Here is an 18,912-nt window from a genome sequence, read left to right on the forward strand (position 1 = left end):
CCCCTGCGGCTTGTGGCACCCACAGCCTGCGGCACCTTCCCCGAAAACCATGCGCGGCTCATTTCGGCCGATCCCCGCCGTCGAGCCGGTTTTCCCCGAGATGACTGTCAGTGCTGTGGTGGACACTCACGATCAATTGCCGAACAGCCGGGGAGGAACGCCGTGTTCACGGGGATCGACGAGGTCGACTGGGCTTCGATGGCGCATGCCTACGGAAGCGCCGAGGACGTGCCCGAGCTGCTCCGTGGGCTGATGTCGCCCCGTCCGGAGGAGCGGGAGCGAGCGCTCGACGGGATGTACGGAGCGGTGCACCACCAGGGCGATGTCTACGACTCGACGCTCGCCTGCATCCCGTTCCTGTTCGCGCTGATCGCCCGCGGGGACCTCAAGGACCGGGGCGAGGTGGTGGAGTTACTGGTCAGCATCGGCGGCGGGGCCCAGGACCCGGGGGACTCACCCGGCGCGCGGGACGGCACCGGGGCGGACGACAGGCCCGTCAACGGCAACTACGCGATGGCCCGTACGGCGGTGAGGGCCGGCGCCGCGGTCTTCGCCGCGCTCGTCGAGGATCCTGACCCGCAGGTGCGGCGGGCCGTTCCGACGGCCCTGGTGCGCTTCGCCGACGATCCGGCCCGGGTGCTCGGGCTGCTGCGGGGGCGGATCGAGGAGGAGGCGGACGCGAGGGTCCGGCCGGCCCTCACCGAGGGCCTCGGGCTCTTCGCGCGCCTGTACCCCGGGGTCGCCGCTCCCGCCGTGGCCTGTCTGGCCGAGCTCAGTACGGCCGCCGGCGATCCGGGCCTCCGGCTGGCCGCACTCGGACAGCTCGCGGGCTGCGCGCCAGAGCGACTTCCGGCCGACCTGGTGCCGACGGTCGTCGGCCTCCTCCGCACCAGATCGGAACGGCTCCGAGTTCCGGACGAGCCGGAGCGGCCCCACACCGACACGCTCATCGGTCATCTGCGGCGGCTGCGGCCCGCCGACGAGGAGGGCTCACAGCTGCTGCGGACGCTGCACTCCGGGCTCGGCGGCCGGGTCGGCGACCGGATCGCCCTGCTGAGCGGGCAGTTGACCAGTCCGGGGAGCGCCGACCGGTGCAACGCCGTGTGGATGTCCGCCGGGCTGTTCCGCGAATGGCGTGCGTCGTACGCGGAACCGGTCGCGCTGATCGGCGAGCAACTCGGCGCGGACGACGAGCGGTTGCGCGATGCGGCCATCTCCGTCCTGGAGGACCTGTTCACTCTGGCGGCTCCCGCGGCCGACCAGCTGGCCGCGCTCGTCCAGGGTCGCCCCGAGTACCGGGTCCGGCACTGGGAGCACGGGGCACCGACCCTCGGAGGCGCACTCAAGGCACTGGCCAGAACGAGGGATCCACGGGCGATACCGGTCCTGGCGCAGCTGCTGGAGCAGCCCACTGTGCCGAAGGATCTCGGATATGTGATCGCCGACACGGGCCCGGGCTCCGCCTCGCTGGCTCCGCTGCTGCGGGCACGGCTCGCCGACGTACCCCTCGACTCCCGCGACCTCTATGACCGTGCCGCCCCGCTGCTCCTGGCGCTGGCGGCGCTGGAGGACGGTGCCGCACTGCCGGCGGTGCTGCGGTTGGCGCACGGCATGGCGGGCGATCCGCGGCTGCGGGAACCCCTCCTGGAGGCCGTGGCCCGGACACTGGGCGCCCTCGGGACCCCCGAGGCCATACCGGCGCTGCGCGAGCTGCTGGACTCCGAGTGCGCGGTGACCGCCGCCGCGGCGCTCTGGTCGGTGGAGGGTGACGCCGACGCCGTACTGCCCCTGCTGCGGCGGGAGTTGGCGGCCGGCCGACCGCACCGGAGGCGCGCCGCCGAGGCGCTGGGCCGCCTCGGACCCGACGCGCGCTCGGCGCTGCCCGGACTGCGCCGGCTGCTCGACTCCGAGGACGTGTGGGAGCGGACCGCGGGGGCGTGCGCGGTGTGGCGGATCACCGGGGATCCCGAGCCGGTGCTCCCGGTGTTCCACGCCGCCTGGACGCAGCGCGTGTACACGCGCGGCACCATCGCCGGCTGCCTCGCCGAGTTCGGCCCGGCGCCGGCACCCACCCACGACCTGCTCCGCACCGAGCTCGCCCAGCCGCGCCGCCACCTGGCCCGCGCCGGCGGATTCAGCGGCCACGACATCATCGAGGACGAGCGGCTGCTGAGGGCGTGCCGGGAGGGGGTGGCGGGAGGGTAGCCGCGGGGGCGGCGGAACGGGCGGGTGCGGGCCCTTTTGGTCCCGGGTACGGGCGTGGAGGGGGCAGGTGCGGGCGTGGGACACCTGGGCCGGTGGAAACACGTGCAGGCGCGGGGCGCCGGGCCGGTGTGGGAACCATGCAGGCGTGGAGGACGCGCGGGAGCGGAAATTGGGCCGGCGTGTACGGACTCGCGGGAGCGGGAGCGGGAGCGGGAGGCGGGAGCACGGGCGCGGCAAGACGGCCGAGGTGACCGGGCCCCCGGCGCTCGTCCGCGGGCCCCGGCCGCGATCAGACCCCCGGTCCGCGCCGGAGGCGACCGCGGCTGGCTCAGCCCGTCGTGCTGCCCCAGCGTGGGCCGAACCGCTGCCACTCCTCGTCCCAGTGCGCCATGCGGCGGCGCTCCAGGCGGACCCGGGCGAGGCGGCCGCCGACGAAGGGGATGCTCGCCACGCTCACCCCGACGAGGAATCCGACCAGGGCGGCCCGTAGCCGCGCCTGGGACTCGGTGGCGGGCTTGGTCACCAGTCGGCCGGCGGCGTCAGTCCACACGGTGACGGGAGTGCCCGCCGCGCTGCCGGGCTTCACCCGCGCCTGACCGGCGTGCGCCGAACCGTCCGTCGCCGTCCAGCGCACCGGGGCCCAGACCTGGCCCGCACCGGAGGCGGCCGGGCCCGCCGACCGCGTCGCGTCCTCGCTGAGCAGTGCCTGGACCGGATGCCACTCGGCGCGCTCCCGGGCCAGGCCGTTGTCGACGGAGTGCGCCGCCGCCAGGCCCGCCAGCGCCCCGCAGAGCACGGTGAGGGTCCAGACGACCAGCACGACCCAGGCCTCCAGCGCATCGACCGGGCGTCGCAGCGGATTGCGCCGCCATCGCCACAGCCACACCTTCGGACCACGGAATGCCGCCATCGAGGCACCCTCCTCACGGACTCAGGGACATGCCGGACCGCCCTCCCATACGGGAGCCGTCTCCTTACTGCTCATACCGGTGCTCCAACTCGTCGGACTCATGCGTCACGTTGACCGGAAAGCTGCGGAAGGAGAACGCGCCTCCGCGATGCCGGGGCGCCGGCGGGGAGGCCCGGCCCGATAGCGACGCCACCGCTGTGACCTGCGGTGATGCCGTGTCCAGAGGTGACTGTCAGTGCAGGGGTGCAGACTGGCCGGTGCTGGGACAACGACGTCGCGGAGGTGGTCGGCATGGCCGACGTACTGCTCACGGTAGGCACTCGCAAAGGGCTCTTCATCGGCCGGCGCCGGGGCGGCGCCTGGGAGTTCGACGTGAGCCCCTACTTCAACGCGCAGGCCGTGTACTCGGTCGCCATCGACACCCGTGGCCCCACGCCCAGGCTGCTGGCCGGCGGCGACAGCGCGCACTGGGGCCCGTCCGTCTTCCACTCCGACGACCTCGGCCGCACCTGGACCGAACCGGCCCGGCCGGCCGTCAAGTTCCCCAAGGACACCGGGGCTTCGCTGGAGCGGGTGTGGCAGCTGCACCCGGCGGCAGCGGAGCCGGACGTGGTGTACGCGGGCACGGAACCGGCTGCTCTGTACCGCTCCGAGGACCGTGGCGAGACCTTCGAGCTCGTACGCCCGCTCTGGGAGCACCCCACGCGGTCCAAGTGGGTGCCGGGCGGCGGCGGTGAGGGGCTGCACACCGTCCTCACCGACGAGCGCGACCCCGCGGCCGTGACGGTGGCCGTCTCCACGGCCGGGGTGTTCCGCACCACCGACGGCGGTGCGAACTGGACACCCTCCAACTCCGGTGTCTCCGCGGTGTTCCTGCCGGATCCGAACCCCGAGTTCGGCCAGTGCGTGCACAAGATCGCGCGGGACGCGGCGAATCCGGACCGGATGTATCTGCAGAACCACTGGGGGGTCTACAGAAGCGACGACGCTGGCGGCCACTGGACGGACATCGGCGCGGGACTTCCGTCCACCTTCGGATTCGCGGCCGCCGGGCATCCGCACCGCGGGGACACCGCGTATGTGTTCCCGATCAACGCCGACGCGGACCGCGTCCCGGCCGACCACCGATGTCGGGTCTTCCGCACGGCGGACGCGGGCAAGAGCTGGGAGCCGCTCTCCGCCGGGCTGCCGGCGGAGGACCACTACGGCACGGTGCTGCGCGACGCCCTGTGCACGGACGACGCGGACCCGGCAGGCATCTACTTCGGCAACCGCAATGGGGAGGTGTTCGGGTCGGCCGACGACGGCGACAGCTGGCGGCAGTTGGCCTCCCATCTCCCGGACGTCCTGTGCGTGCGAGCGGCGGTGGTGGATTGAGGAGCGGGCCGACGGAGTTGAGCCCATGGCCGGGCCCACGCACACGGGCCGGTCGGGACCGCTCCGCTGTGGCGCGGCTGCGGGGCTGCGGGGTTCAGCCACCCCCGCGGCCCGGGCACCACGGACGGCCCGCTCCCGGTCGTCACGCGCCAGGCCGTCCTCCCTTTCGGCCACCGACCGGTCAACTCCGGTGCGTCCAGGGCCGCCGGTTGATCGTCGGCGGCTGTACGGCAGTAGGGTGACGCCCGTGGCACCACGACCGTTGCATGACATCGTCGAAGCCGGCTGGGCGAAGGCCCACGAACCCGTGGCCGGGAAGATCGCCGAGATGGGCGACTTCCTGCGCGCGGAGATCGCCGCGGGACGCACCTGTCTCCGCGCCGGGCCGAATGTCCTGCGCGCCTTTCAGCAGCCCTTCGACGAGGTGCGCGTCCTCATCGTCGGTCAGGACCCGTATCCGACTCCGGGCCACGCGGAAATCAGCTGTCGGATACGGGTGGGACGCTGCCAGGACTGAGGAGGGGACACGTGACCACCACCAACGAGGCCCGATCCGCGGACGGTGCAGCGCATGCGACGCAGCAGAGTCGACTGCGCCGCCTGATGCGCTACATCCCTTTGATCGCCCCGGTCCTGCTGTGGACCGTGCCCTGCTGGGTGCTCCTGTACGCCGGCCAGCACTGGCCGCTCCCCGTGGCGCTGGGCGGCACCGCTCTGTTCGTCCTCGGTCTGATCGCTATGCCGCTCGCGATGGTGCGCGGCCACGGCCGGCGGCAGCAGGACTGGGCGGCGATCGTCGGGGACACCCTCCTCGGGGCCAGCTGGGTGCTGTTCACCTGGTCCGTCCTGCTCGGCATCCTGCTGCGCCTCGCCCTGACCGTGGCCGACGTGGGCGACAGTCAGGGCCGGGCCCGGATCGTCACTTGGGCCGTCCTCGGCGTAGCCGCCGTGCTACTCGCCTGGGGGTACACCGAGGCCCGCCGCGTGCCACGGGTGCGCCGGCTCGACGTGCAACTCCCGCGCCTGGGTGCCGGGTTGGACGGTATCCGCGTCGTCCTCATCACCGACACCCACTACGGCCCGCTCGACCGCGCCCGCTGGTCGGCGCGGGTGTGCGAGACGGTGAACACCCTGGAAGCCGACCTCGTCTGCCACACCGGCGACATCGCGGACGGCACGGCCCAACGCCGCCGCGCCCAGGCCGTCCCGCTCGGTACCGTGCGAGCCACCCGGGCCCGGGTCTACGTCACCGGAAACCACGAGTACTACAGCGAGGCCCAGGGCTGGGTCGACCTGATGGACGAGCTGGGCTGGGAGCCGCTGCGCAACCGCCATCTGCTGATCGAACGCGGCGGCGACACCCTCGTGGTCGCCGGCGTGGACGACGTCACTGCCGAATCCTCCGGCCTGGCAGGCCACCGCGCCCACCTCGCCGGAGCCCTGAACGGCGCCGACCCCGACCACCCCGTCCTGCTCCTGGCCCACCAGCCCAAGTTCGTCGACCGGGCCGCAGCAGACGGCATCGACCTCCAGCTCTCCGGCCACACCCACGGCGGCCAGATCTGGCCCTTCCACCACCTCGTCCGCATCGACCAGCCCGCCGTCGCCGGCCTCAGCCACCACGGCACCCGCACCCTCCTCTACACCAGCCGCGGCACCGGCTTCTGGGGCCCGCCCTTCCGCATCTTCGCCCCCAGCGAGATCACCCTGCTCGTACTCCGCTCCCCGCAGCGGCGCCCCACGCGATAACCACGGGGCGGGCCGACAATCCCTCGTGGACCGGTTCACGGAGTCGAAGCCTGCCTCGTCAGCGCGGCGCCCGGGTGTGCTCCGTCCGACGGGCAGAGGTAACGGGCCGCGGCCAGGAGCAAGGCCGCGAACCCGTTCGCCGCCGACCGGAGCGTCTACGCCGTTGCTCTGATCGCCCCCTCCCTGGCCTCCCGCCGACGGCACCTGGGGCGTCGGCAAGCTCCGGGCCAGGCTGCCGTTCGACCACGCCAACGGCTGCCTGCGCTGACCGCGGGAAGGCGCGGCAGGGGCCGATCGGCCCCTGCCAGGGACCTGCGGCCCCTGCACCGCGAACTCGATCGAAACCACTCTGGAATCGGATCGTGCGATCCCGATTCAGGAGGTGGAGACGATGGACCCGTCCGGCATCCCGTCCGACGCGGCCCCCTACCGGCCCGTGGTCCTGGGCCTGGGCACCGATGACCCGGACCCACTCTCATCGAGTTCGCCTTCGACGCGGCCGACCGCCGCGCCACCTCCCTGCGGGTCGTTCACGGCTGGAACCCGCCGCCCTACTACGACTACGGCCTCTCCTCCGACCTTGAACTCCACACCGGGCTGTCCCGGCAGCAGGCCACCGCCCCGCGCGACATCCTGCGCCCGTGGCGGCAGAAGTTCCCCGTCGTCGAGGTGGTCGAGGAGTCCCCGTACGGAACGGCCGCCACTCACCTGGTCGGCGCCTCCCACGAGGCTTCCCTGGTCGTCGTCGGCCGCCGCATCCGCCGGGGCCCGCTCGGCGCCCACATCGGCCCGGTCACCCACGCCGTACTGCACCACGCCACCGCCCCCGTTGTCGCACACGGCTGACCTGCCCCGAGGAGGAGAGAAACCATGAAGGCAGCAGTCGTACGAGCCTTCGGCGAGCCCCTGGTCATCGAGGAGCGCCCCGAGCCGGAGCCCGGCCCCGGCCAGGTCCGTATCCGGGTCGAGGCCTCCGGGCTGTGCCACACCGACATCCACGCCGCTCGCGGAGACTGGCCGATCAAGCCGAGTCCGCCGTTCGTCCCGGGCCACGAGGGCGTCGGCCTAGTCGAGGCCCTCGGTGACGACGTCACGCACCTCGCACTGGGGCAGCGTGTTGCCGCGCCCTGGCTGGGCAGGGCATGCGGGCGGTGCGAGTACTGCCTGTCCGGCCGGGAGACGTTGTGCGAGCAGCAGATCAACACCGGATACGGGTGCGACGGCGGGTACGCCGAGAAGATGCTCGCCGGGGCCGACTTCGCCCAACCGGTGCCCCAGGGCATCAGCGCCCTGGAGGCCGCCCCGCTGACCTGCGCGGGCGTCACCACGTACAAGGCCCTCAAGGTCGCCGACGTCCGGCCGACCCAGCTCGTAGCCATCTCCGGTGTCGGAGGGCTGGGCCACCTGGCGGTGCAGTACGCGAAGATCGCCGGCGCGACCGTCGCCGCGATCGACGTCACCGACGAGAAGCTCGAACTCGCCGCGGAACTCGGCGCCGACCTCGTCATCGACGCCCGCAAGCACGATGTGGGCGAGGTGCTCCAGCGGTACGGCGGTGCGCATGCCGCCATCGCGCTCGCGGTGAACGAGGCGGCCTTCTCGGCGGCGTACGCCGGGCTGCGGCGCGGCGGGAAGCTCGTGATGGTGGCCCTGCCGGCGCACGGCACGATCCAGGTCCCGATCTTCGGCACCGTGCTGAACGGCACCTCGGTGATCGGCTCCATCGTGGGTACCCGGCAGGACCTGGCCGAGGTCTTCCAGCTCCACGCGGCCGGCCGCACCAGGGTCATCTACGAGACACGGCCGCTAGCGAGCGTCAATGAGTCCATGGACGCCGTGCTGCGCGGCGAGATCAAGGCACGGATCGTCTTCGACCTGGCTTCGGCAAGGTGAGGACGATGGACCTCCCCTTGGTCGTGGGCGTCGATGGTTCCGAGCCGAGTCTGCGCGCCGTGGACTGGGCGGCTGACGAGGCCGCGCTGCGCGGGGTGCCGCTGCGGCTGGTGTACGCCTCGCTGTGGGGGTCCCCCCACTATCGGCTTCGCTCGAGCGGGGGGACCCCCATCGAAGGTGCCGCACTCGCCACGGGGCTCGGCAGCTCCTCGGAACAGATGCTGGCCGACAGCATCGTCGAGGCTGCCGCGAAGCGTGCACAACGCCGGGCGTCGGACGTGAAGATCTCCACCGAGGTACTGCCCGAAGAGCCCGTGCCCGCGCTGTTGCGCGAGGGCAGTGCCGCTTTCGCCCTGGTCCTGGGCTCGCGCGGCCGAGGCGGCATCGCCGAGCTGCTGCTCGGCTCGGTCAGCCTCGCGGTCGCCTCCCGCGCCGACTGCCCGGTGATCGTGCTGCGTGGCAGCCAGGACAGCCGGGCGGACTCCACGATGCGCGGGCGCGTGGTGTTGGGGGTCGGCGAGGAGCCGGACTCGGCGGCCGTGCGCTTCGCCTTCGAGGAGGCGGCGGAACGCCGAGTGCCCCTGGAGGCCGTACGCGCCTGGCGGTGTCCCGGGTACGAGACCACCGACCACCCTCTGATGACCGGCGAACCCGCCCGGCTGCACGAGGAGCGGGCCGTGGAGATCCTGGAGGCGGCGCTGCGGGATGCCCCGGAGGGTGTGGAACTGCACCGGCGTACTGCCGAAGGCCCCGCCCGCAAGGTGCTGCTCGACGCCTCGGCCGACGCCGGTCTGCTGGTCGTCGGCGCCCAGCGGCGTCATGGTCACTTCGGGCTCCAGATCGGCAGGGTCGCCCACACGGTCCTGCACCACTCCGCCTGCCCCGTGGCCGTCGTACCCCAGCGGGCGTGAGCGGCTCGGAGCGCCGGCGTGTGCGCGACGCGCGGGTTCACGTGCTCCGAGGCACGGTGAACGTGGCCCCAACACCACGACGAGCCAGGCGCCCTCGGTTCGCGCCCCTTCCTGAAGCCTGACTCGTCTCGATGACTTACGGAGTCACCATGCCCCAGGTCGAACACCAGAACAGCACCGTGCTGAACGACGAGGAACTGCGCACCCTGGACGCCCACTGGCGGGCCGCGAACTACCTGGCCGTCGGCCAGATCTACCTGCTGGCCAACCCACTGTTGACCGAACCCCTCACCCCCGCCCACATCAAGCCGCGGCTGCTCGGCCACTGGGGCACCTCCCCGGGCCTCAACCTCGTGCACACCCACCTCAACCGGGTGATCAAGGCGCGTGGTCTCGACGCGCTCTGTGTCTGGGGTCCCGGGCACGGAGGGCCCGCCGTCCTCGCCAACTCCTGGCTGGAGGGCAGCTACAGCGAGACCTATCCGGACGTCTCGCGTGACGCGGCGGGCATGGACCGGCTCTTCCGGCAGTTCTCGTTCCCCGGCGGAGTGCCCAGCCATGTCGCCCCCGAGACACCCGGCTCGATCCATGAGGGCGGCGAGCTCGGCTACTCGCTCGCGCACGCCTACGGCGCCGCCTTCGACAACCCGGACCTGCTGGTCGCCTGCGTCATCGGTGACGGCGAGGCGGAGACCGGGCCGCTGGCCGCGTCCTGGCACTCCAACAAGTTCCTCGACCCGGTCCACGACGGCGCCGTGCTGCCGATCCTCCACCTCAACGGCTACAAGATCGCCAACCCGACCGTGCTGTCCCGGCTCCCGGAGTCCGAGCTCGACGAGTTGCTGCGCGGATACGGACACCAACCGATCCATGTCACCAGCGACGACCCGCACGAGATCCACCGTGCCATGGCCGACGCCTTCGACCAGGCGCTGGACCGCATCGCCCTGATGCAGAGCACGGCCCGCGAGGACGGCGTGACCGAGCGCGTGCACTGGCCCATGATCGTGCTGCGCACGCCCAAGGGCTGGACGGGACCCGCCGAGGTCGACGGAGTCCCGGTCGAGGGCACCTGGCGCGCCCACCAGGTCCCGCTGTCAGGCGTCCGCGAGAACCCGGACCACCTGCGCCAGTTGGAGGCCTGGCTGCGCTCGTACCGCCCCGAGGAGCTCTTCGGCGCGGACGGCCGGCCCAGTGCCGACGTTCTCGCCTGCATCCCCGAGGGCACCCGCCGCCTCGGCGCCACCCCGCGCGCCAACGGCGGCCTGCTCCTGCGCGACCTGCCGGTGCCGTCCCTGGACCGCTTCGCCGTCCCCGTCGACAAGCCGGGCGCCACCCAGCACGAGCCCACCCGGGTCCTCGGCGACCTCCTCGAACAGATCATGAATGACACCTCGGGACGGCGCGACTTCCGCCTGGTGGGCCCCGACGAGACCGCCTCCAACCGGCTGGGCGCCGTCTTCAACGCCAGCGGCAAGGCCTGGCAGGCCCAGACCCTCCAGGTGGACGAACACCTGGACCGGCACGGCCGGGTCATGGAAATCCTGTCCGAACACCTCTGCCAGGGCTGGCTGGAGGGCTATCTGCTCACCGGCAGGCACGGACTGTTCTCCTGCTACGAGGCGTTCGTCCACATCGTCGACTCGATGGTCAATCAGCACATCAAGTGGCTCAAGACATCGCGGGGGTTGCCGTGGCGGGCCCCGATCGCCTCCCTCAACTACCTTCTGACGTCGCATGTCTGGCGCCAGGACCACAACGGCTTCTCGCACCAGGACCCCGGGTTCGTCGACCACGTCCTCAACAAGAGTCCCGAGGTCGTACGGGTCTATCTGCCGCCGGACGCCAACACCCTGCTGTCCGTTGCGGATCACGTCCTGCGCAGCCGCGACTACGTCAACGTGATCGTCGCCGGGAAGCAGCCCTGTTTCGACTGGCTGTCCATGGACGAGGCCCGCGCCCACTGCGCGCGCGGCGCCGGGATCTGGGACTGGGCGGGCAGCGAGAACGGCGGCGAGCCCGACGTGGTGCTGGCCTGCGCGGGAGACGTACCGACGCTGGAGATCATGGCCGCGTCCGATCTGCTGCGGCGCCATCTGCCGGAACTCGCCGTCCGGGTCGTCAACGTCGTCGACATGGCCCGGCTGCTGCCGCGCGAGGAACACCCGCACGGGATGGGCGACTTCGAGTACGACGGGCTGTTCACCACCGACAAGCCGGTGATCTTCGCGTACCACGGCTATCCGTGGCTGATCCACCGCCTCGCCTACCGCCGCACCGGCCACGCCAACCTGCACGTCCGCGGCTACAAGGAGATGGGCACCACGACCACGCCGTTCGACATGGTCGTCCGCAACGACATGGACCGCTACCGCCTCGTCATGGACGTCATCGACCGGGTCCCCGGCCTGGCGGTGCGCGCGGCGGCCGTACGCCAGCAGATGGCCGACGCCCGCACCCGCCACCACGCCTGGATCCGCGAGCACGGCACCGACCTGCCGGAGGTCGAGGACTGGACCTGGTCCGCCTGACATCCCTTCCACCGCAAAGGAGTTCATCGCCATGACCGTACGCGTCGGCATCAACGGCTTCGGCCGCATAGGCCGCACCTACCTGCGCGCGGCACTGGACCGCGCCGCAGCGGGCACCCAGTACGTCGAGGTGGTCGCCGTCAACGACATCGCGCCGCCCGCCACCCTGGCCCATCTGCTGGAGTACGACTCGACGTTCGGCCGCATCGGACGCGAGGTGAGCCACGACGACAGTTCGATCACCATCGACGGCCATCGCATCGCCGTCACCGCCGAACGCGACCCGGCGGCCCTCCAGTGGGCCGACCACGGCGCCGACATCGTCATCGAGTCCACGGGGCACTTCCGTGACCGCGACTCCGCGGCCCTGCACCTGAAGGGCGGCGCCCACACGGTGCTGCTCTCGGCGCCCGGCAAGAACGCGGACGCCACCATCGTGATGGGCGTCAACGACAACACGTACGACCGGCAGAGCGACCGGATCGTGTCCGCGGCCTCCTGCACCACCAACTGCGTGGCCCCGATGGTCAAGGTGCTCCACGAGACCTTCGGCATCGACCGGGGCATGATGACCACCATCCACGGCTACACCAACGACCAGTCCCTGCTGGACGGCCCGCACAAGGACCTGCGCAGGGCCCGCTCCGCGGCGCTGAGCATCATCCCGACCAGCACGGGCGCCGCCCGCGCCGTCGGCCTGGTGCTGCCGGAACTGGCGGGTGCCCTGGACGGCATCGCGGTCCGCGTGCCCGTCGAGGACGGTTCGCTCACGGACCTCGCGGTGGTGCTGCGGCGCGAGGCGACGGTGGAGGAAGTCAATACGGCCTTCGCCGAGGCCGCGGAGGGCCCGTTGATGGGCATCCTCCGCGTGTCGACGGCGCCCATCGTCTCCCGCGACGTCATCGGCGACCCCGCGTCCTGCGTCTTCGACCCGGCGCTGACGCAGGCGCACGGCAATCTGGTCAAGGTCTTCGGCTGGTACGACAACGAGTGGGGCTACACCAACCGCCTCCTCGACCTCACGGCACTGGTGGCCGACGGCTGAGGAAGCCGACCCGTAGGCCGCCGTCACCCCGCCCGGGCCCATGTCCGCACCCGCGATGTCCGCCGAGTGCCGGCCTGGGCCCGTTGCGCGTGCGGGACCAGGCTTTTAGGGCCGACCGGCCCCCGACGCACCCCCGGACAGCCCATGGGATCACCGCCCCGTCCGCTGGATGCTCGAAGGGTCAAAAGGCTTTGAAGGAGACCCACGATGACGGATGACACGCACAGCCGACCCACGGTCCATGCCCTGCTCTCGGACGGCACCACCGTGTGCATACGTCCTGTGCAGCAAGCCGATCACGAGCAACTGCAGGGGCTCTACGACGAGATGTCCGCGGAGAATCTGCGGCTGCGGTTCTTCGCGGCGAGCCGGCGTTCCGCAGCGATGGCCGCCGACCGGGCCTCCGCTCCGCCGCACCCCGGATACCGGGCGCTGATGGCCGAGTCGAAGGACCAGGTGATCGGCCTGGCCGAGTACGAGGTCGGCGACGACGCCGCCTCGGCCGAGATATCCATCGCCGTGAACGACACGCTGCACCACCACGGCGTCGGCACGCTCCTCGTCGAGCACCTGGTCTCCGCCGCCCGTGCGGACGGCATCACCACGTTCACGGCGGACGCGCTCTCCGAGAACCACGAAGTGCTTCAGCTCTTCGCCGACCTGGGCCTGCGCACCACACGCCGTTTCGAGGGTCCGGAGGTGCGCTGCGCCATCGAACTGGCCGAGGACGACGCCTATCTCTCCGCCGTCGAGGCCCGCGGCGGGGCCGCCGACGTGGCCAGTCTGGAACCGCTGCTGCGGCCGAACGCGATCGCCGTGGTGGGTGCCGGGCGCAGGCCCGGATCGGTGGGGCGGGCTCTCCTGCACCATCTGCACGCGGGCGGCTTCACCCGGCGGCTCTTCGCGGTGAACCCCCGGGCCACCTCGATCCTCGGCGTGCCGTCCTACCCCTCGGTCAGTGCGCTGCCCAAGGTCCCGGATCTCGCGGTCCTCGCGCTGCCCGCGGGGGCCCTCCCCGATGCCGCGGAGGAGTGCGGCAAGACCGGCGTACGGGCACTGCTCGTCGTCTCGGCCGGCCTCGACAGCCGGCAGGCGGAAGCCCTCATGGCCACGTGCCGCACGTACGGCATGCGGCTCGTCGGACCCAACTGCCTCGGCATCACCAACACCGACCCGGCACTCTCCCTCGACGCCACCTTCGCAGCGGACCATCCGCGCCCCGGGACGGCGGGCGTCGCCGTGCAGTCCGGCGGCGTCGGCATCGCCCTGCTCGACGGGCTGTCCCGGCTCGGCATCGGTGTCTCGTCCTTCGCCTCGCTCGGCGACAAGTACGACGTCAGCGGCAACGACATGCTCCAGTGGTGGGAGAGCGACAACCGCACCGAACTCGCCCTGCTGCACCTGGAGTCCTTCGGCAACCCGCGGGCGTTCTCCCGTACCGCCCGGCGCGTGACCCGCCGTATGCCGGTGCTCACGGTCGACGCCGGCCGCACCGACGCCGGCCGCCGCGCCGCCGCCTCGCACACCGCGGCGGCCGCGACCCCGACCATGACCCGGCAGGCGCTGTTCACCCAGGCCGGCATCACCGCCACCCGCTCGGTGGGCGAACTCCTGGAAACCGCCGCCCTGTTGCACTCCCAGCCGCTACCGACCGGGACCCGCGTGGCCGTCGTCACCAATGCGGGCGGCGTGGGTGTCCTGGCCGCGGACGCCTGCGCGGAAGCGGGGTTGTCGCTTCCGCCGCTCACACCCTCGGTGATCGAGAGCCTGCATGCCGTACTGCCCGATGGTGCGACCGTGGGCAACCCCCTCGACGTCACCGCGGCCGTCAGTGAGGAGGAGCTCGGCGACTGCGTGGACCGGATCATGCGGCACCCGGGTATCGACGCCGTCCTGCTGGCCCTCGTCCCCACGGCCGTCGCGGCCGCGACCGGCGACGATCTCGTGCGAGCCCTCACCAGCGGCCCCGCACGCCGCGCCCATCCAGTTGCCGTCGTACGCCTGGAGCAGGACCTGCCGGTCAGACTGCTGCCGACGAAGGACGGCGGCACCATCCCGTCGTACGCCGAACCGGGCGCGGCAGCACAGGCGTTGGCGCACGCGTCCCGCCGTGCGGCCTGGCTGAGCCGACCCGCGGGCACCGTCCCGGAGCTCGCGGAGGTCGACACGGCCCGGGCCCGCACGGTCGCCGAAACCTATCTCGCCGCCCACCCGGACGGCGGCTGGCTCGACCCGCGCACCTGCGCCGAACTCCTCGCCTGCTACGGCATTCCCCAGCTCCCCTGGTCCTGGGCGGAGACGGAGGACGACGCCGTCATCGCGGCCGAACGGCTGCGCGGCCCCGACGGCCGGGTGGTCATGAAGGCCCACTGGCCCGGCCGGCTCCACAAGAGCGAACAGCACGCCGTGCACCTCGATCTCGATGGTGACGCCCAAGTGCGCGCCTCCTTCAGGGACTTCGAGAACCGGTTCGCCGGCCTGATGACCGGGGTGGTCGTCCAGCCGCTGGCCGCGCGCGGCACCGAACTGTTCGCGGGCGTCGTGCAGGACGAGGTCTTCGGCCCGCTCGTGCTCTTCGGACTCGGCGGCACCGCGACCGAGGCCCTGGCCGACCTCCCCCAGTCACGACTTCGCTCGACCGGGGGGACCCGCATCGCCCGCCTCGCCCCGCTGACCGACCTCGACGTGCACGACCTGATCACCGTCCCGCGCTGCGCACCGCTCCTGTTCGGCGCGCACGGCAGCGGACCGGTCGACCTCCAGAGCCTCGAACAGCTGCTGCTGCGGCTGTCCCGCATGTCGAGCGATCTGCCGCAACTCGCCGAGGCCGACTTCAACCCCGTCCTCGCGACGCCTGACGCGGTCACCGTGCTCGACGCGCGAGTCCGCCTGCTGCCGCGCAGGGCCCAGGACCCCTATCTGCGCCGACTGCGCTGAGGAGGAACAGACATGAAGCACGACAAGGTCGGATCCGTGATGGCGACGGAGGTCGTTCGGGTGCTGGACGGCACCCCGTTCAAGGAGGTGGCAGGGCTCCTCGCCGAGCACCGCATCAGCGGACTGCCGGTGGTCGACGAGGACGAGAGGGTCATCGGGGTGATCTCCGAGACCGACCTCATGGTCCGGCAGGCGGAGACACCCGACCCGGGCAGGCACAAGCGCCGCTTCCGGCTCGCCGGGCTGAACCGCGGCGCTCGCAGGCAGGCCGCGAAGGCGCATGCCCGTACCGCCGGACAGCTGATGTCCGTGCCGCCGGTCACGGTGTACGCCGGCAACACCATCGCCGAGGCCGCCCGGACCATGGCACAGCACCGTGTGGAGCGACTGCCGGTGGTGGACGAGGAGGACCGGGTCGTCGGCATCGTCACCCGCCGCGACCTGATCCAGGTCTTCCTGCAGCCCGACGCCAAGATCCGCCGCATGGTGATCGACGAGGTGCTGGTCCGCTCGCTGTGGCTGGCGCCGTCGAGCGTCGAGGTCGGTGTGGACGCAGGAGTCGTGACGCTCACGGGCCATGTGGAGCGCAGGAGCGAGGCGGGGATCGCCCTCGCCATGACCAACCGCATCGACGGTGTCGTCGCGGTGGTCGACAAGCTCACGTACCGGCTGGACGACGCGCACCTGAGGCCGGACGAGCCGGCTGTGCAGGGTGTGACCGGGGAATGGCTGCGAAAGACCTGAGAGGAAGGTGCGCCGTCACGCTGAGCAAAGTGCTGGTTGCCTACGGAACGACGAACGGTTCGACCGCGCGGATCGCCGAGACCATCGCCGAAGTCCTGCGCAAGGAGGGAGTGTCGGCCGAGGCGGTTCCTGCCCGGTCCGTGACGAACGTGGAGTCGTACGACGCCGTGGTGGTGGGTGGCGGGCTGTACGCGGGGCGCTGGCACAAGGACGCCCGCCGCTTCGTCCGCCGTCACGGCCGCGCGCTGGCCGGGCGCCCGCTGTGGTTCTTCAGCAGCGGCCCGCTCGACGCCACGGCGTCGGAACGGGACATCCCGCCCGTGCCCGGTGTGCAGCGGGCCATGCTCCGGCTCGACGCCAAGGAACACGTCACCTTCGGGGGGTGCCTCGAAGAGGGAGCGACAGGATTCATCGCCCGGAAGATCGTCTCCTCCGGCAAGGGCGGAGACTTCCGCGACTTCGAGCAGATCAAGACATGGGCCACGCGGATCGGCACTGAGTTCGCGGCCGAGCCGCAAAGGAGCTGAACCATGCGGGCCTCCTCCCGTCCCCGTACGCCGGCTCGAGGGGCACGTCCTTGGGAACACACCCGCACCTCCCCGAGGCCGTTCAACACGGGCCTTGCCAACGAGATGCCGACCTGACTTCGGCCCGTCCGACAGCGCTTTCGAGGCCCTCCGGACAGTACGGTGAAGGCAGGGGAACTGGTTCGAGCCCGCCTTGTCTGCTGTACCGGTCGGAGGAAGCCATGAGCGGGGATGCACGCGACGGTTCCGAGGAGCATGTGCCCAAGCTGCGGCTCGATGAACTGATGAGCGAGCTGCAGGTGCGCATCGACGCCGTACGCGGCACCCGGGACCGCCTGCACAGCCTGCTGGAGGCCGTCCTCTCGGTCGGACGGGAACTCGACCTGCCGCAGGTGCTGCGCAGCATCGTCGAGGCCGCGGTGGTGCTGGTGGACGCCGAGTACGGAGCGCTGGGCGTGATCGGCGCCGACCAGAAGCTGTCCGAGTTCCTGACCGTCGGCATCGACGAAGAGGGGCGGTCGGAGATCGGTGCGCTGCCCAGCGGGCACGGGCTCCTGGGCGAGCTGATCCGGCACCCGGTGCCCCTGCGGCTGCCGGAGCTGTCGGAGCACCCGGCGTCGTACGGCTTCCCGGCGCACCACCCGCCGATGCACTCCTTCCTCGGCGTACCGATCCGGGTGCGCGAGGAGGTGTTCGGGAACCTCTACCTCACCGAGAAGCGCAGCGCCAGGGAGTTCGACGCGGAGGACAAGTCCGTCCTGCTGACCCTGGCAGTGGCCGCCGGAGTGGCCATCGAGAACGCGCGCCTGTACGAGGAGACCACGCTGCGCGAGCGCTGGCAGCGGGCCAGCGGCAAGGTCACCAGCATGCTCCTGACCGGTGCGCCGAGCCCGGACGTGATGGAACTGATCGTCGACGAGGCCCGGAAGATCGTCTCCGCCGACATGGGACTGATCGCGGAGCGCGTACCGGGCGAGGAGACACTGCGGCCGGCCCTGGCCGTCGGCCTGGGCAGAGAGGAACGCAGCGGTCTGGTGTTGTCCGCGCGGGACGGTTTCGTCGCAGCCGCACTCGGCGCGATGGAGCCGGTGGTCAGCGCCGACATCGAGCACGACGCCCGCACGGGTGAAGGCGAAGCCCAGTGGGCCGGGCTCGGACCCGTGGTCGCGGTGCCGCTGAGCGCCGGCGGGAAACCGCGGGGCGTGCTGCTGCTGGGGCGCGTGCCGGGCGGTACGCCGTTCGGCGACGTGGACACCGGGCCGCTGCTCGGGTTCGCCGACCAGGCGGCGCTGGCGCTGGAGTTGGCCGAGCGGCGGCGGGACGTGGAACAGATCACCCTCCTCCAGGACCGGGACCGCATCGCCCGCGACCTGCATGACCTCGCCATCCAGCGGCTGTTCGCGGCCGGCATGACCCTGCAGAGCAGCCAGCGATTCATGGAGCACCCCGAGGGCATGGAGCGGCTGACACGGACCGTCGACGACCTCGACGACACCATCAAGATCATTCGGTCCACGATCTTCGGACTGCGCACCCACGGCGGGGGCGGGCGGGAGAGCGACGGCCTGCGCGGGCGGGTTGCCGAGGCGGTGAGGGCCTCGGCCACGTCACTCGGATTCCCGCCCGCGCTGCGCATCGAGGGGCTCGTCGAGACCGATGTTCCCGGCGACATCGCCGACCATGCGGTCGCGGTGCTCGGCGAGGCGCTCAGCAACGCGGCCCGGCACTCCGGAGCACAGGCGGTGGACGTCCGGCTTCAGTGCACCAAGGGCGAGTTGACGCTCACGGTGACGGACGACGGCTGCGGGGTGCCGGGTGACGTCGGGCGCAGCGGGCTGAAGAACATCGAGGAGCGTGCCGTCACCCTCGGCGGAACGCTGACGCTCGGCGAGCGGCCGGAGGGCGGCGGCACGCGGCTGGTGTGGCGGGTTCCCGTGACTGCGGACGGTGCCGCGGACGGACGCTGACCGCAGAAGGAGGCCGTCCCGCGGCAGGCCCGGACGACGAGACGGGGCGGACTCAGCGCGTCGGACGGCCGGTGCAGGTGGGGCGGACTCAGCGCGTCGGGTGGTCGGTGCAGGTG

At 71.9% G+C, this 18,912-nt stretch carries 12 protein-coding genes and 2 pseudogenes; 13 read left to right on the plus strand and 1 reads right to left on the minus strand.

The genetic code is table 11. The features are described from left to right. The first annotated feature begins 162 nt into the window (after nucleotides 1–162). The gene (locus ACFWM2_RS09900) at nucleotides 163–2,205 is read left to right on the plus strand and encodes a HEAT repeat domain-containing protein (protein WP_383275531.1); all 2,043 of its coding nucleotides are present in this window, start codon (nucleotides 163–165) and stop codon (nucleotides 2,203–2,205) included. 328 nt (nucleotides 2,206–2,533) lie between these two features. Here the strand turns inward: ACFWM2_RS09900 and ACFWM2_RS09905 are convergent, their stop codons facing one another. Beyond that, a complete protein-coding gene (locus ACFWM2_RS09905; RefSeq protein ID WP_383275534.1) occupies nucleotides 2,534–3,115 on the minus strand; it encodes a hypothetical protein in 582 nt (193 codons plus the stop codon). Between the two features lie 291 nt (nucleotides 3,116–3,406). Between ACFWM2_RS09905 and ACFWM2_RS09910 the strand changes: the two genes are divergently transcribed. The 12 genes and pseudogenes from ACFWM2_RS09910 (at nucleotide 3,407) to ACFWM2_RS09965 (ending at nucleotide 18,796) form a co-directional block, all read left to right on the plus strand. After that, nucleotides 3,407–4,492, plus strand: coding sequence for a WD40/YVTN/BNR-like repeat-containing protein (locus tag ACFWM2_RS09910; RefSeq protein ID WP_383275537.1), 1,086 nt, complete (start codon nucleotides 3,407–3,409; stop codon nucleotides 4,490–4,492). Nucleotides 4,493–4,682: 190 nt separating this feature from the next. Next, nucleotides 4,683–4,967, plus strand: a pseudogene (locus ACFWM2_RS09915) (uracil-DNA glycosylase); the annotation flags it as partial. A gap of 53 nt (nucleotides 4,968–5,020) precedes the next feature. Continuing rightward, nucleotides 5,021–6,241 (plus strand): metallophosphoesterase, encoded by a 1,221-nt coding sequence (locus tag ACFWM2_RS09920; RefSeq protein WP_383275540.1) that lies wholly within the window; start codon nucleotides 5,021–5,023, stop codon nucleotides 6,239–6,241. 391 nt (nucleotides 6,242–6,632) lie between these two features. Then, a pseudogene (locus ACFWM2_RS09925) lies at nucleotides 6,633–7,087 on the plus strand (universal stress protein); the annotation flags it as partial. 24 nt (nucleotides 7,088–7,111) lie between these two features. Beyond that, entirely contained in the window at nucleotides 7,112–8,134 is a 1,023-nt protein-coding gene (locus tag ACFWM2_RS09930; protein WP_383275543.1) for a zinc-dependent alcohol dehydrogenase, read from the plus strand. Between the two features lie 5 nt (nucleotides 8,135–8,139). Further along, entirely contained in the window at nucleotides 8,140–9,045 is a 906-nt protein-coding gene (locus ACFWM2_RS09935) for a universal stress protein (RefSeq protein WP_383275546.1), read from the plus strand. A gap of 149 nt (nucleotides 9,046–9,194) precedes the next feature. Then, the gene (locus tag ACFWM2_RS09940; RefSeq protein ID WP_383275549.1) at nucleotides 9,195–11,576 is read left to right on the plus strand and encodes a phosphoketolase; all 2,382 of its coding nucleotides are present in this window, start codon (nucleotides 9,195–9,197) and stop codon (nucleotides 11,574–11,576) included. Between the two features lie 31 nt (nucleotides 11,577–11,607). After that, nucleotides 11,608–12,621: a type I glyceraldehyde-3-phosphate dehydrogenase gene (gap, locus tag ACFWM2_RS09945; RefSeq protein WP_383275552.1), complete on the plus strand. Its 1,014-nt coding sequence runs from the start codon at nucleotides 11,608–11,610 to the stop codon at nucleotides 12,619–12,621. Between the two features lie 207 nt (nucleotides 12,622–12,828). Continuing rightward, nucleotides 12,829–15,558 carry a GNAT family N-acetyltransferase gene (locus ACFWM2_RS09950; RefSeq protein WP_383275555.1) on the plus strand — a complete coding sequence of 910 codons (2,730 nt, stop codon included), beginning with the start codon at nucleotides 12,829–12,831 and terminating at the stop codon, nucleotides 15,556–15,558. A gap of 12 nt (nucleotides 15,559–15,570) precedes the next feature. Continuing rightward, nucleotides 15,571–16,302, plus strand: a complete 732-nt coding sequence (locus ACFWM2_RS09955; RefSeq protein ID WP_383275558.1) for a CBS domain-containing protein — start codon at nucleotides 15,571–15,573, stop codon at nucleotides 16,300–16,302. Next, nucleotides 16,284–16,829 carry a flavodoxin domain-containing protein gene (locus tag ACFWM2_RS09960; RefSeq protein ID WP_383275561.1) on the plus strand — a complete coding sequence of 182 codons (546 nt, stop codon included), beginning with the start codon at nucleotides 16,284–16,286 and terminating at the stop codon, nucleotides 16,827–16,829. Before ACFWM2_RS09955 ends, ACFWM2_RS09960 begins: the two co-directional genes overlap by 19 nt. 221 nt (nucleotides 16,830–17,050) lie before the next feature. Beyond that, nucleotides 17,051–18,796, plus strand: a complete 1,746-nt coding sequence (locus ACFWM2_RS09965) for a GAF domain-containing protein (protein WP_383275564.1) — start codon at nucleotides 17,051–17,053, stop codon at nucleotides 18,794–18,796. The last annotated feature ends 116 nt before the right edge of the window (nucleotides 18,797–18,912 follow it).

Source organism: Streptomyces sp. NPDC058371 (assembly GCF_042723265.1).
In the GTDB taxonomy this organism is placed as follows: domain Bacteria; phylum Actinomycetota; class Actinomycetes; order Streptomycetales; family Streptomycetaceae; genus Streptomyces.